The organism is Olleya sediminilitoris, assembly GCF_016785945.1.
Classification (GTDB): domain Bacteria; phylum Bacteroidota; class Bacteroidia; order Flavobacteriales; family Flavobacteriaceae; genus Olleya; species Olleya sediminilitoris.
Genome location: NZ_JAEMEF010000005.1, coordinates 22,925 through 36,743, shown reverse-complemented (window position 1 = coordinate 36,743; position 13,819 = coordinate 22,925). Strand labels below are relative to the sequence as shown.

The window sequence follows — 13,819 nt, the reverse complement described above, 5'->3', positions numbered from 1 at the left end:
TTAAAAATAATTGTTGTTTACCTTTGCTATCCCTAAAAATTGATATGCAAAGTAGATTACTTTTAGTTTTAGTTTTGATTGTTAATGTTACAACTGCACAAAACGTTACAACAGACGTACAAACTTATACACCTCAACAGTTAATAGAAGATGTTTTAATTGACAGTAACTGTATTACAAATATCCAAGTAACAAACGTAGTTGGTGGCGATTTTGGAGGCTCTGACCAAAGTTATGGTTATTTTAACGCAACAGGTACTACGTTTCCGTTTCAAAATGGAATTGTTTTAAGTACTGGACGCTTAAGTAATGTTAATGGTCCAAACACATCTTTAAGTGATGATAATGCTAATAATTGGTCTGGTGACCAAGATCTAGAAATAGCTTTAAACGAAAACAATACCATAAATGCAACCATACTTGAATTTGAATTTACTACTATAGCCTCTCAAATTAGCTTCAATTACATTTTTGCATCTGAAGAGTACCAAGAAAACAATCCTAATACATGCCAATTTTCTGATTTATTTGGATTTTTAATTCGCGAAGTTGGTCAACAACAATACCAAAATATAGCTTTAGTACCTAATACACAAACACCTGTTAAGGTTACAACCGTTCATCCAGAAATACCAGGTGGTTGTCAAGAAGAAAATCAGTTTTATTTTGGAAGTTGGAATGGTGCCAATGCACCAATCAATTTTAATGGACAAACCAAAGTTCTTTCTGCTACAGCAAACACTTCACCTAATGTAACCTATCAAGTAAAGCTTGTTATTGCAGACGAGCAAAATTACAGATACGACTCTGCTGTATTTTTAGAAGCTGGAAGTTTTCAAGTCACCACTAACTTAGGCCCTAATTTATTGGAAGATACAAATAATGCTTTATGTCCAAATGACGTTATTACTTTAGATGCTACCCAACCAGGAATTAATACTTACACCTGGTATCAAGACAATACCTTATTAGCTGCTCAAACCAATCCTACATTAGATGTACAAAATGCAGCAACCTATAACGTTGAGGTCACTTTGGCCAATGGTTGTATTAGCTATGGCGAAATTATTATAGAAAAATATGATGATTTTCCAACATTAAACACCTCAATAATACAATGTGATTTTGATCAAGATGGCTATAGTAATTATAATTTATTTACAGTAGACCAAACGCTTTTAGGAACAAATCCAGATTTATCTATACAAGGTTTTTACACCTCTCAATTAGATGCTGAGCAACAATCAAACCCAATTACTACACCTCAAAATTTTGAAAACACTAGCATAAATCAAACCGTTTATGCTTTATTGGTTAATAATCAATCAGGATGTACAAATATCTCTCAAATAGCATTAAGTATATCTAATAATACTTTGCCTAATTATAGTTTTGACGGTTGTGATGCTGGTGACATTGACGGTTTAGCAACTTTTGATTTAGATGAGGTCGCTGCACAAATCCAACCTCAAGTGCCAACCAATGCTTCAATAACTTTTTATAATACAATGGAGGACGCTTTCGCGGAAAGCAATCCGTTGCCAACACAATTTTTAACAACACAACCAGACACACAAACTATAATTGCAAAAGTTAAAACCAACAGCATCGATTGTTACGCTATTACAGAAGTACAATTAAATGTATTGTACACACCACAAATTTCAGAAAATGAAACTGTTGACTATTGTTTAAATAACTATCCTGAAACCATAACTTTACAAGGAGGCGTTTTAAACGACTCACCTAGCAACTATTATTACCAATGGTTACTAAACGGAACAGATACAGGTGTCAACACTTCTTTTATAGATATTAATCAAATTGGTGTTTACACAGTAATCATTACAGATCCAAATGGCTGTTTTAACACTAGAGACATAACTGTTACTGCTATTCAAGCTCCAATAATCCAAGACATTATTCAAACACAATCTACTAGTAATAATACTGTAACAGTAATACTTGAAAATAATGGCGATTTTGAGTATGCTTTGGACCAAGGAAGCTATCAAAACAGTAACCTATTTACCAATATAAGTTCAGGATTACACACTGTATATATCAAAAATATTGATGGTTGTAGTGTTACCCAACAAACATTTGCCATATTAGGGTTTCCTAAATATTTTACGCCAAATGGAGATATTTATAATCAATACTGGAAACCTTCAGGAATGACAATAAATTTTAACACCAATTTGGATATTAAGATTTTTGATCGTTTTGGTAAATTATTACATCAAATAAATCCTGAATCTAATGGTTGGGACGGAACATTAAACGGACAACTATTACCAACCAATGATTATTGGTATTTAGCGACTTTCCCTAACGGAACAACTACAAGAGGTCATTTTAGTTTAATAAGATAAACCACACAAGCTTTAACCTTCCTTTAAATAAAAAACTGCTTATTATTCTGTAATTTTGTATTTATGAAATTCAAAATACATTCAGAGTTTAAGCCAACTGGAGATCAACCTAATGCTATCAAACAATTAGTTGGTGGTTTGGACAATCAAGACAAATACCAAACTTTGTTAGGTGTTACAGGTTCTGGTAAAACCTTTACTGTCGCCAATGTAATTGAAGAAACACAAAAGCCTACCTTAGTTTTAGCACATAACAAAACGTTAGCTGCTCAGTTGTACTCTGAGTTTAAGCAGTTTTTTCCAGAAAATGCTGTAGAGTATTTTGTGTCTTACTATGATTATTATCAACCAGAAGCTTATATACCAACTTCTGGTGTTTACATTGAAAAAGATTTATCTATCAATGAAGAGATAGAGAAAATGCGATTAAGCACAACCTCTTCCCTATTATCAGGACGTCGTGATGTTATAGTTATTGCTTCTGTATCTTGTTTATATGGTATTGGTAATCCAGTCGAGTTTCAGAAAAATGTAATTACTATTGAAGTTGACCAACAAATCTCACGCACAAAATTATTGCATCAATTAGTACAAAGTTTATACTCGCGTACTGAAGCAGATTTTAGACATGGTAATTTTAGAATAAAAGGAGATACTGTAGACATTTTCCCTAGTTATGCTGATGATGCTTTCAGAATTCATTTTTTTGGAGATGAAATTGAAGAAATAGAAGCTTTTAATATTCAAACTAACGAAGTAGTAGAAAAATACGACAGACTTACCATATATCCAGCAAACATGTTTGTAACCTCTCCTGATGTGTTACAAAACGCTATAAAATCTATTCAGGACGATTTAGTAAAACAATACGATTACTTCAAAGAGATTGGAAAACATTTAGAAGCAAAACGTCTGAAAGAACGTACCGAATTTGATTTAGAAATGATCAGAGAATTAGGGTATTGCTCTGGTATCGAAAATTACTCGCGTTACCTTGATGGTCGTGAACCAGGTACAAGACCGTTCTGTTTATTAGACTATTTTCCAGATGATTATTTAATGGTTGTGGATGAGAGTCACGTAACGGTATCTCAAGTACATGCTATGTATGGAGGTGACCGAAGCAGAAAAGAAAACCTTGTTGACTATGGTTTTAGATTACCTGCTGCAATGGACAACAGACCTTTAAAATTTGAAGAGTTTGAAGCTTTACAAAATCAAGTGGTTTACGTTAGTGCTACTCCTGCAGATTATGAACTTCAAAAAACTGATGGTGTTTATGTAGAGCAAGTAATACGTCCAACTGGTCTTTTGGATCCTATAATTGAAGTTAGACCAAGCTTAAATCAGATTGATGATTTAATTGAAGAAATACAACAACGTGTTGAAAAGGATGAACGTACATTAGTTACTACCCTTACAAAACGTATGGCTGAAGAATTAACCAAATATTTAAGCCGAATAAATGTTAGAGTAAATTATATACATAGTGATGTAGATACCTTAGAGCGTGTCCAAATCATGCAAGATTTACGTAAAGGTATTTATGATGTTTTAGTTGGTGTTAATTTATTACGTGAAGGATTAGATTTACCAGAAGTCTCTTTAGTTGCTATTTTAGACGCAGATAAAGAGGGTTTTTTACGTTCGGCTAGATCTTTAACTCAAACTGTAGGTCGTGCAGCACGTAACCTTAACGGAAAAGCAATTATGTATGCAGATAAGATTACTAAAAGCATGCAACAAACCATTGATGAAACTGAATATAGACGTACCAAGCAAATCAATTATAATACTAAAAACAACTTAGTACCTAAAGCTTTAAATAAAAGCTTAGACAGTGCATTGTCACAAAACTCAGTAAGTACATATAGTTATGATCTAGAGGCTGCAAAAGCTGCTGAGCCAGAAAGTGAATATTTATCTAAAGGTGAATTAGAAAAGAAAATTAGAGAAAAGCGAAAAATTATGGAAGAAGCTGCTAAACAATTAGACTTTATTGTTGCTGCTAAACTACGTGACGAGATTAAAGACTACCAAGGAAAATTGGAAGCTTTAAAAGCTTAATTAATTATACTGTACTTTAAAAATATCTATTAATACATCTGCAGGAACCATCATATCTGGAAAACCTTCCATTAAGTATAATACTTTGGTAATAGAGTTATGGTTTAAACCCATTCTAAGACCATAATTATATAATTTAGCCAGCTCGTTTTGTGTTCTAGCTTTATCAACGTGCATTAATAATACCATTCTATGGAATTGTACAATACGCTGACTATGGGATTTAAGATTGATTCTACTTATTGGATTATTAATTAAATAATCAAAATCGACTCTTGATATTTCTAATTGTTTGGCAACAGCTAACAAAAAATTATACTCTACCGTTTTAATACTATCATCGCTTTTTGCAAATGCAATCATCTCTGATAATAGACTTAATTTTTCTTTTCTATTACGCATAATATCAAGGGATTATTATTTATTATAAAGTTAACCAATATTATTATCTAATAATCATTTAAAATTGGTATTTCATCGAAAAAAAAACATGTTATTTAACTGATTTTTAACGCATTACATGTTTCTTTACTAGCTATTAACATCAATATTTATATATACTTATCGTTTTTTTGTTTTTATTTGTCTAAATAATTAAATATTTTAAAATAATAATTATCAGTGTTTTATATTTATTTTCAGATTAATTAACTTTAATATTGAATGATTTAATTTTATAATTGTTTTAATTTTTTATTAAACTCTAAAAACGATTTATAAAGTAAAAAATTGTATTTCTTTTATTGTTTTCATTATAATTAGTTAACCATTTTCAAATTTGTACTTTTGTGCTTTATATTAAGAACATGACAAATAACGATATTTTTAAAAAGCTGAGAGTGGCTCATAGTTTTAGAGACACTGATATTATTGAAATTTTAGAATTAGTAGATTTCAGAATTTCTAAAACCGAATTAAGTGCTTTTTTTAGAAGAGAGGACCATCCTAATTATGTAGAGTGTGGAGATCAGATTTTACGTAATTTTTTAAATGGATTAGTGATCCATCTAAGAGGACCAATGCCTAAAAAGGGAGAGAAACCATTAGGCCATGTTTCCGCGAAAGCGAAACCTAAAAAAATAGATTTAAATAAAACCTATTCTAAACCAAAAAAAAAGAGCAACTAATTTAGTTGCTCTTTTTTTATATATAAGTTAATGTACTAAGCTAATACTGCTTGTACTTTGTCTGCTGCTTCTTGGAATTCTGTTGCACTCATTACATCTAAACCAGAATCATCAATTAATTTTTTAGCTATATCTGCATTAGTCCCTTGTAAACGTACAATAATTGGTACATTAATGTTACCCATGTTTTTGTAAGCATCTATAACACCTTGAGCGACACGATCACAACGTACAATACCTCCAAAAATGTTAATTAAAATTGCTTTTACAGCTGGATCTCTTAAAATAAGCTCGAATGCTATTTCAACTCTTGCAGCATCTGCAGTACCACCTACATCTAAAAAGTTAGCTGGCTCACCACCTGCTTGCTTAATTAAATCCATTGTTGCCATAGCTAATCCCGCTCCATTTACCATACAACCAACGTTTCCGTCTAAGTCAACATAGTTTAAACCTTGCTCTCCTGCTTCAACTTCGATTGCGTTTTCTTCACGTAAATCACGTAAAGCTGCTAAATCTTTATGTCTGTATAATGCATTTGCATCTAAAGATACTTTTGCATCTACAGCCATTATTTTAGAATCACTAGTTTTTAATACAGGATTGATTTCAAATAAAGAAGAATCTGATTTTACATAAGCAGTGTATAAAGAAGTAACAAACTTTGTCATTTCTTTAAAAGCTAAACCAGATAAACCTAAGTTAAAAGCAATACGTCTTGCTTGAAAAGGTAATATTCCTGTAGCAGGATCTATTTCTTCATTAAATATTAAATGTGGTGTTTCTTCAGCAACAGTTTCAATATCCATTCCACCTTCTGTAGAATACATAATCATGTTACGACCAGTTCCTCTGTTTAATAATACTGAGATATAAAATTCATCTGGTTCTTCATCTCCAGGATAATACACATCTTCACAAACTAAAACTTGGTGTACACGCTTACCTTCTGCAGATGTTTGAGGTGTTACTAAGTCCATACCAATAATTTGACCAGCTATATCTTTAACTTCATCTAAATTTTTGGCTAACTTAACTCCTCCACCTTTACCACGTCCACCAGCATGAACTTGCGCTTTAATAACGTGCCATCCTGTTCCTGTATCTTCAGTTAGTTTTTTTGCTGCAGCTACTGCTTCGTCAGCATTTTGAGCAACAATACCACGTTGGATACGTACGCCAAAGCTGCTTAATAATTCTTTTCCTTGATATTCGTGTAAATTCATCTTGTTTAGAGTAAAATTTTAGAGTTACAAAAGTAAATAATCACTTTAACTTACCCTAATATTTAATTATGAAAAAAACCAACAATTTAAATAATTTCTAATTTGTTAAATAATTAACAATATGTTACAAATGTGTAATATCTTATTGTTTTAATTTTTTTTTTGTTCTAAAAAAATAACTTTGACAAAAAATTACAACATGCAAAACAGCCAATTACTAGAAATAGCTAAAGACTTTGGAAGTCCAGTATACGTTTATGACGCTAATATTATTGAAGCACAATATAAACGTTTGACTTCTGCTTTTAACACTGTTAAACAATTAAAAATTAACTATGCTGTTAAAGCGTTATCTAATATTTCTGTTTTAAAGTTTATGAAACAATTAGGTGCAGGACTTGACACTGTTTCTATACAAGAAGTACATTTAGGTTTAGCTGCTGGCTACAAAGCAAAGGATATTATTTTCACACCAAATGGTGTGTCTTTATTAGAAATTGAAACAGTTGCTAAGTTAGGTTGTCAAATTAATATTGACAATTTATCAATATTAGAACAGTTTGGAACTAAACATCCAGAAACACCTGTTTGTATTAGAATAAATCCACATGTAATGGCTGGAGGTAACACAAATATATCTGTTGGACATATTGATAGTAAATTTGGAATTTCGATACATCAAATACCACACATCTTAAGGATTGTTGAAAATACTAAAATGAATATTAACGGTATCCACATGCATACAGGTAGTGATATTTTAGATATTGATGTGTTTTTATATGCTAGCGAGATTTTATTTGAAACAGCTAAAAACTTTAAAAATTTACAATTTATAGATTTTGGTTCTGGATTTAAAGTACCTTATAAAACTGGTGATATTGAAACTAATATTGAAGAATTAGGACAAAAATTAAGTCAACGTTTTAATGAGTTTTGTAAAGAATATGGTAAACCACTAACCTTAGCATTTGAACCTGGAAAATTTTTAGTTAGTGAAGCTGGCCAATTTTTAGTTAACGTAAACGCAGTTAAACAAACAACTTCAACTGTTTTTGCACAAGTAGATAGTGGTTTTAATCATTTAATTAGACCAATGCTTTATGGATCACAGCATGAGATTAGAAACATTTCTAATCCAGAAGGTAGAGAACGTTTTTATAGTGTTGTTGGTTACATTTGCGAAACAGATACTTTTGCTAATAATAGACGTATTACCGAAATTAATGAAGGTGACATTTTAGCTTTTAGTAATGCTGGAGCCTATTGCTACTCTATGGCTAGTAATTATAATTCTAGATACAGACCTGCAGAAGTCTTGGTTTATAATGGTCAAGCGCATTTGATTAGAAAACGAGAAACTTTTGAGGATATAATTAATAATCAAGTAGAAATTGAATTAACTCCTAAAGACAAGAAAAAACTTGTTACAAAATAAAAAAAAACAACTAATAAAACACTATATAACAGTGTTTTATTAGTTTAAATACGAAAATAAAAATTCGGTTAAATTTTAGTATTGAAAAAAAAAGAAACTTATCAATAAAGCAAATTTGTATTTTAACCGGAAAAAGAAGCTTTTTGTCGAAAAAATATATTACATTAGAGCATCCAAAAATTAAAATTATTTTAAAGTTATCTTTTGGGTGTCCTTAAATTAATAATATATGACTCCAAATAATTCTCACCAAATTATTTCAAACGAAATTCATGATGATGATTTTTTAAATCTCATTGAAAATTCATTGGCAATTGGCTCTTGGGAATTAGATTTAATGTCTAACAATCTTAAATGGAGTTCTGTAACAAAAAAAATTCATGAAGTACCACAAGATTATATTCCTGATGTTAATACAGCTATAAATTTCTATAAAGAAGGTATAAATAGAAATAAGATTACATTATTACTTAATCAATCTCTTGAATCAAGGAACAGTTTTGACGACGAGTTTATTATTATTACACCTTCAGGAAAAGAAAAATGGGTAAGAGCAATTGGCTATCCAAAATTTGAAAATGACACTTGTATTGCTATTAGAGGTGTTTTTCAAGATATTCATGACAAAACTGTTAAAGCCAATGCTACAGCTTTAAAAGAAAAACAACTACGCACCTTATTCAACCACTCCATAACAGGTATTGCTGTATTAGATTTAAATGGTAATTGGAAAAAAATTAATCCTGGTATTTGTAAAATGCTAGGTTACACAGAAACAGAGTTTTTAAAGTCTACTTATTTGCAATTGACACATCCTGAAGACCGTTTAATTGGGCAAAAGGAGTTAAAACTTATGCTATCTGGAGATATAGACAATTTCCAAACAGAAAAAAGATACCTGCATAAAGAAGGTTTTGACGTACATTGCATACTATCTTTAACAATAGTTAGAGATTACAAGGGTATACCAGAACATTTTATAGCAAACATTAATAATGTTTCTGAAATAAAAGATAGTAAAAATAAAATATCCGAATTACTTGACGTTAGCTCTAAACAAAACGATAGATTATTAAACTTTGCACACATCGTATCCCATAACTTAAGGTCTCACGGAGGAAATTTAGACATGCTACTTAAGTTGAAAAAAGAAGAATATCCAAATTTTACAACTAACGAATACTTTCCGTTAATAGAAAAGGCTGTAGAAAACTTGAATGAAACTATCCTTAATTTAAATGAAGTTGCTATTTATAACAACTATGAAAATAAAGCGTTAGAAGCTATCAATTTATCTAAATACACAGATAATGCACTAAATAGCATTAAAGCACTTTCAATTAAAAATCATGCAACCATCAATGTCAAAATCAACCCAAAAACTACAATAAAAGGGATACCAGCTTACATTGATAGTATATTAATTAACTTTTTAACTAATGCTATTAAATACAGGAAACCAGATATTAATCCAATAATTAACATTGAAGCAATTAGAAAAGATAATAAAGTTATACTTACAATTAAAGATAATGGATTAGGTATTGACCTTGACAAATATGGAGATAAATTGTTTGGGATGTATAATATGTTTCATAAACATAAGGAAGCACGTGGTCTAGGGTTATTTATAACTAAAAATCAAATAGAAGCTATAGGTGGATCTGTTGAAGTAGAAAGTACTGTTGATATTGGCACAAAATTTAGCATTTTATTTGATTATGAATAACACTATCAATCTTGTTTGTATAATTGATGATGATCTAATTTATACGTTTGCTGTTAAAAAGCTAATGAAAATGAATGCCTTTTCTGAGCAATTTTTAATTTTCAAAAATGGAAAAGAAGCTTTGGATGGATTGACTAATTTACATAAAAATAAATCTACATTTCCGGATCTTATTTTATTAGATATAAATATGCCTATCATGGATGGATGGCAGTTTTTAGATGCTTGTAAAAACATTAGTTTAGACATTAGCTCGCCTTTATACATGACTAGTTCTTCTATTGATGAAAAAGACAAAAAAAAATCAAAAACCTATGATATGATTACCGAATATGTTGAAAAACCATTGACTTTAGATAGTTTAAACAAATTAGTTAATCAGAAAAACTAAATATTTTGGTAAAACGTTAATCCGTTTTTAAATAAATCATAAAAAGAAAGCTCTTTAGTTCCCCAATCTGTACTTTTTACTACAGTTTTTTCGTTAAATACTCTTTTAAAATTATATTCCTGATATAGGTAATCTACATTCTGTGTCACAATCCGTAACATAGGTCTATCTGCATTAAAATCCCATTCTTTTTCGTCGTGCCATTGTAAATGAATTTCTATATGATCACGTTTAACACCAGCATATTTTGGATCTTTTGGGTCGTCTGCAAAAGCTATTTCAAAACCTAATTTTTGAGTGTAAAAAAATAAAGCTGCCAAAACATTTTGGACTGGCAATACTGGATGAATTTGATGCATTATAGCGTTACTCATAATTTAGTCTTTTTTTACTGTTCCAGTAAAGTGGTTAAGTTTTGGATTAATTGGATTACCTGACATGCGTCTAAAAGAAGCAATTTGACCACAGTGCCAAATAGAATCTGATATTGGACCATTAATATTATTCCAAAAAGGAATTGTATTATCCCCAAATATTATAACGTATTGAGAAATATCATCGCTTGATCTTAAAATATCTGCTGCTTGCTTTAAATTAAGCAAAGTTTGTGTACGTAATTGCTTAAAATCAAGAACAGTTTGAGATTTGATATTATCTTGCTTTAAAGTAGAGTTTAAAACTATTTTTGAAAGCTCATAAATATGTTTAATGGTTTCACTTGAAGTTTTAGCATCATCATCTGGTTTAAATTCTAAATCTTGTTGAGTCAATCCATCCGTAGCATGATAAAACCTAAAACCCAACGCATCTATTTGTCTTGCTGCAACAGTGCCTGCTGTAAAGTTTTTTGATGCTTCTGGCAACTCAAAATACGGTAAATTTGTTTTAGTTTGAGATATCATAATTGTTGTTGTTAAGTAAAGGAGTAAGACTGATAATGTTTTCATTTTATCTATTATTATTGATATACTTTGTTGGATTTAAATACCCTTTTATATCGCTGGAATATCCAGGACCAATTGGCAAATTAATTTGATCTCTAATTTCAAAATGAAGATGAGCCAAATATGCACCATCAGCTGTACCTATAGTTGCTATTTTAGTTCCTTTGGTAACATAATCTCCTTTGTTTACTAATAATTTTTGACAATGCGCATACAAAGATTCTACTTTGGTAGCATCAGGATTATGATGTATAATCCTAATAATATTTCCCCAACCACCTTTGACATCTTTAGCAAAAGAAACATAACCGTTAGCTATAGCATAAATTGGATCTCCTAAATCTGTATTACCACCTCCTACTCCGTTCCAATCATCACCTAAATGATTGTTTTCTTGAAATTTTTGCGCATTATAATAACGTTTAGCATCTGGTTTACCTACAGGAAAACCATAACCCTTTGTAAGTTTTAAAGTATCTAATTTAACACTCTCCTTTTCAACAATTTGTTGCGTAGCATTGACAATCAATTGTTTTTCTTTTTTACATTGAAAAAAAACGATTGACATTATAATCACACATAAAAGTTTATTTAATATCATCTTTAGTGTTTAAAATACCATCTGGACCTTTTGAAACTAACTTGTAAGTTAAACCATCATCTGAGGTAGAATAATAAAATAGATTATTCCATTGGTCTTTTGTTAAGTTTTTACGAAATGGGTGATTTCTAATTATAGTTTTTAATTCTTTAGGATATATTGTGAATGCTTTTTTTTCGGCAGTTAATAACTCTTGAATTTTATCTATTCGCTTTTCTGTTAGATCATAATCATTAATATTTAGTAAGGATATTATGATAGAAATAGGAACTATTAAAATAATGAAAAGGACCAAAACTTTTAAATGGATTTTATCTGAAGGATAAATCATGCGCTTTTTAGGCAATCTGTTTTCCTTTTCATATCTACGTTGTGCTCTTTTCTTTTTCCAGAATTTAAAATCTAAAAAAAACAAATAGATATTCATTAAAACTTCTGCTATAAAAACAAAATAACTCAACTACTAGTCCTTAAATTCTTTAACCTGTGGTATATTACTTGTTCCGTATTTATCAAATAAATACACTAAACTTGTCATTGTTGCTGCACCCAATTCTAGCTCGCGTTTATTGACTGCATCAAAGGTATCGTTTGCAGCATGATGATGATCAAAATAACGTTGAGAATCTGGTCTTAAACCAGCCATAACGATATGGTCGTTTTTTAGTGGTCCTATATCTGCACCACTATACCCTTTTTCAAAATAATGAATTAAATACGGTTTAAATAAAGACTGCCAACTTAGTACTTTATTTAATGCTGCCTCACTACAATCAAAACTAAAACCACGAGGTGAAAATCCTCCTGAATCACTTTCAAGCGCAAAGACATGATTCTCGTTTTTACGTTTAGCCTCTTCTGCATATTTTTTTCCACCACGCAAACCGTTTTCTTCATTCATAAACAGAACCACTCTTATAGTGCGTTTTGGCTTAATACCACTTTCTTTTAATAATCTTATAACATCCATAGATTGCACTACTCCTGCTCCATCGTCATGAGATCCATCTCCTAAATCCCATGAATCTAAATGTCCACCAACAACCATATATTCATCAGGAAATTGACTTCCTGTAATTTCTCCAATTACATTGTATGACAGTACATCTTCAAATTGTTGACAGCTTTGTTTAAAATAGAATTTTAGATTAACATCCTTTTTTAAGGCTTCAGATAATTTATTAGCATCATTTGTACTTATTGCTGCAGATGGCACACGTTGGTTATTTGGCAAATCCATGTAACCCATACTTCCTGTGTGTGGTAAATCGTCTTGCCTTAAATTAAGAGAACGTACTATTACGCCAACAGCTCCAAGTTTACCTGCTTCGTAAGCTCCAGCATAACGTTGTTTAGAGCATCCACCATAAGCTTCAAAGGTATGTATTAATTCTGGATTCATGGCTCCATTAAAAAATACTATTTTACCTTTTACTTTAGTACCTAGTGTTGCTAACTCTTCAAAGCTTTTGACTTCTATTACTGTTGCTTCTAACCCTTTTTTTGATGTTGCCACAGAGCCACCTAGTGCACAAATATTAACATTAAAAGTATTATTTTGGGTTGTAAAATGCGCGACTTCTTTGGCACCACGTTCCCATTTTGGAACCATTACCTCTTGCAACCAAACTTTGTCTAATCCTAATTTTTCTAGTTCTTGTTTTGTGTATTGTACAGCTTTTTCTGCATTTGTAGATCCAGATAAACGTCCTCCTATTTGGTTTGATAAATGATCTAACCATTGGTAGGCTTTACCATTGGTTAAGGATTGACTATAAATGGTTTTTACGACTTCTTGATCTGTTTGTGCTGTTGCGTTTATTGATAGTAATAGTGTTAGAATAATTGCTAGTTGTTTCATGATAGTTGCGTTAGCGATTGAAATGGCATCCTTTTTTTGCTGCCATATATGGCAAAAAAA

13 protein-coding genes are annotated in these 13,819 nt (G+C 30.8%); 6 read left to right on the top strand and 7 right to left on the bottom strand.

Going from position 1 to position 13,819, the window contains the following annotated elements:
• Positions 1-44 precede the first annotated feature (44 nt).
• The gene (locus tag JAO71_RS07370; RefSeq protein WP_202999901.1) at positions 45-2,375 is read left to right on the top strand and encodes a T9SS type B sorting domain-containing protein; all 2,331 of its coding nucleotides are present in this window, start codon (positions 45-47) and stop codon (positions 2,373-2,375) included.
• Between the two features lie 63 nt (positions 2,376-2,438).
• Entirely contained in the window at positions 2,439-4,442 is a 2,004-nt protein-coding gene (uvrB, locus tag JAO71_RS07365; RefSeq protein ID WP_202999899.1) for an excinuclease ABC subunit UvrB, read from the top strand.
• Here the strand turns inward: uvrB and JAO71_RS07360 are convergent, their stop codons facing one another.
• A complete protein-coding gene (locus JAO71_RS07360) occupies positions 4,443-4,844 on the bottom strand; it encodes a TerB family tellurite resistance protein (RefSeq protein ID WP_202999897.1) in 402 nt (133 codons plus the stop codon). It abuts the gene before it with no gap.
• A 404-nt stretch (positions 4,845-5,248) separates the two neighbouring features.
• On the opposite strand from JAO71_RS07360, the gene JAO71_RS07355 reads away from it, so the two are divergent.
• On the top strand, positions 5,249-5,569 hold the full coding sequence (locus tag JAO71_RS07355) for a DUF1456 family protein (protein ID WP_116824296.1): 321 nt from the start codon (positions 5,249-5,251) through the stop codon (positions 5,567-5,569).
• Positions 5,570-5,604: 35 nt separating this feature from the next.
• Here JAO71_RS07355 and sucC read toward each other — a convergent pair whose 3' ends face one another.
• Positions 5,605-6,795, bottom strand: a complete 1,191-nt coding sequence (gene sucC / locus JAO71_RS07350) for an ADP-forming succinate--CoA ligase subunit beta (RefSeq protein ID WP_054852886.1) — start codon at positions 6,793-6,795, stop codon at positions 5,605-5,607.
• 199 nt (positions 6,796-6,994) lie between these two features.
• Here sucC and lysA point away from each other — a divergent pair, with 199 nt between their 5' ends.
• The 3 genes from lysA to JAO71_RS07335 all read left to right on the top strand — a co-directional run bounded on the left by lysA (position 6,995) and on the right by JAO71_RS07335 (position 10,353).
• Positions 6,995-8,233: a diaminopimelate decarboxylase gene (lysA, locus tag JAO71_RS07345; protein WP_202999895.1), complete on the top strand. Its 1,239-nt coding sequence runs from the start codon at positions 6,995-6,997 to the stop codon at positions 8,231-8,233.
• Between the two features lie 229 nt (positions 8,234-8,462).
• Complete coding sequence (locus tag JAO71_RS07340; RefSeq protein WP_116824294.1) at positions 8,463-9,962, top strand: sensor histidine kinase; 1,500 nt, start codon at positions 8,463-8,465, stop codon at positions 9,960-9,962.
• On the top strand, positions 9,955-10,353 hold the full coding sequence (locus tag JAO71_RS07335) for a response regulator (RefSeq protein ID WP_116824293.1): 399 nt from the start codon (positions 9,955-9,957) through the stop codon (positions 10,351-10,353). The genes JAO71_RS07340 and JAO71_RS07335 overlap by 8 nt, the downstream gene beginning before the upstream one ends.
• Here JAO71_RS07335 and JAO71_RS07330 read toward each other — a convergent pair.
• Genes JAO71_RS07330 through JAO71_RS07310 form a run of 5 tightly spaced genes read right to left on the bottom strand, consistent with a single transcriptional unit; the run spans position 10,350 to position 13,759 of the window.
• Complete coding sequence (locus tag JAO71_RS07330; RefSeq protein WP_028607001.1) at positions 10,350-10,727, bottom strand: glyoxalase/bleomycin resistance/extradiol dioxygenase family protein; 378 nt, start codon at positions 10,725-10,727, stop codon at positions 10,350-10,352. The two genes, JAO71_RS07335 and JAO71_RS07330, sit on opposite strands and share 4 nt — an antisense overlap.
• A 3-nt stretch (positions 10,728-10,730) precedes the next feature.
• Entirely contained in the window at positions 10,731-11,300 is a 570-nt protein-coding gene (locus JAO71_RS07325; RefSeq protein ID WP_116824292.1) for a hypothetical protein, read from the bottom strand.
• Between the two features lies 1 nt (position 11,301).
• Entirely contained in the window at positions 11,302-11,865 is a 564-nt protein-coding gene (locus JAO71_RS07320; RefSeq protein ID WP_236011204.1) for a M23 family metallopeptidase, read from the bottom strand.
• A gap of 19 nt (positions 11,866-11,884) precedes the next feature.
• Complete coding sequence (locus JAO71_RS07315) at positions 11,885-12,325, bottom strand: hypothetical protein (protein WP_116824290.1); 441 nt, start codon at positions 12,323-12,325, stop codon at positions 11,885-11,887.
• Between the two features lie 36 nt (positions 12,326-12,361).
• Positions 12,362-13,759, bottom strand: coding sequence for a M20/M25/M40 family metallo-hydrolase (locus JAO71_RS07310; RefSeq protein ID WP_116824289.1), 1,398 nt, complete (start codon positions 13,757-13,759; stop codon positions 12,362-12,364).
• Positions 13,760-13,819 lie beyond the last annotated feature (60 nt).

Bases quoted from the DNA above. Each gene is read 5' to 3' on its own strand.
- JAO71_RS07330 (WP_028607001.1), bottom strand. From the start codon at position 10,727: ATGAGTAACGCTATAATGCATCAAATTCATCCAGTATTGCCAGTCCAA.
- JAO71_RS07370 (WP_202999901.1), top strand. From the start codon at position 45: ATGCAAAGTAGATTACTTTTAGTTTTAGTTTTGATTGTTAATGTTACA.
- lysA (WP_202999895.1), top strand. From the start codon at position 6,995: ATGCAAAACAGCCAATTACTAGAAATAGCTAAAGACTTTGGAAGTCCA.
- JAO71_RS07325 (WP_116824292.1), bottom strand. From the start codon at position 11,300: ATGAAAACATTATCAGTCTTACTCCTTTACTTAACAACAACAATTATG.
- uvrB (WP_202999899.1), top strand. From the start codon at position 2,439: ATGAAATTCAAAATACATTCAGAGTTTAAGCCAACTGGAGATCAACCT.
- sucC (WP_054852886.1), bottom strand. From the start codon at position 6,795: ATGAATTTACACGAATATCAAGGAAAAGAATTATTAAGCAGCTTTGGC.
- JAO71_RS07320 (WP_236011204.1), bottom strand. From the start codon at position 11,865: ATGTCAATCGTTTTTTTTCAATGTAAAAAAGAAAAACAATTGATTGTC.
- JAO71_RS07315 (WP_116824290.1), bottom strand. From the start codon at position 12,325: ATGAATATCTATTTGTTTTTTTTAGATTTTAAATTCTGGAAAAAGAAA.
- JAO71_RS07310 (WP_116824289.1), bottom strand. From the start codon at position 13,759: ATGAAACAACTAGCAATTATTCTAACACTATTACTATCAATAAACGCA.
- JAO71_RS07340 (WP_116824294.1), top strand. From the start codon at position 8,463: ATGACTCCAAATAATTCTCACCAAATTATTTCAAACGAAATTCATGAT.
- JAO71_RS07355 (WP_116824296.1), top strand. From the start codon at position 5,249: ATGACAAATAACGATATTTTTAAAAAGCTGAGAGTGGCTCATAGTTTT.
- JAO71_RS07335 (WP_116824293.1), top strand. From the start codon at position 9,955: ATGAATAACACTATCAATCTTGTTTGTATAATTGATGATGATCTAATT.
- JAO71_RS07360 (WP_202999897.1), bottom strand. From the start codon at position 4,844: ATGCGTAATAGAAAAGAAAAATTAAGTCTATTATCAGAGATGATTGCA.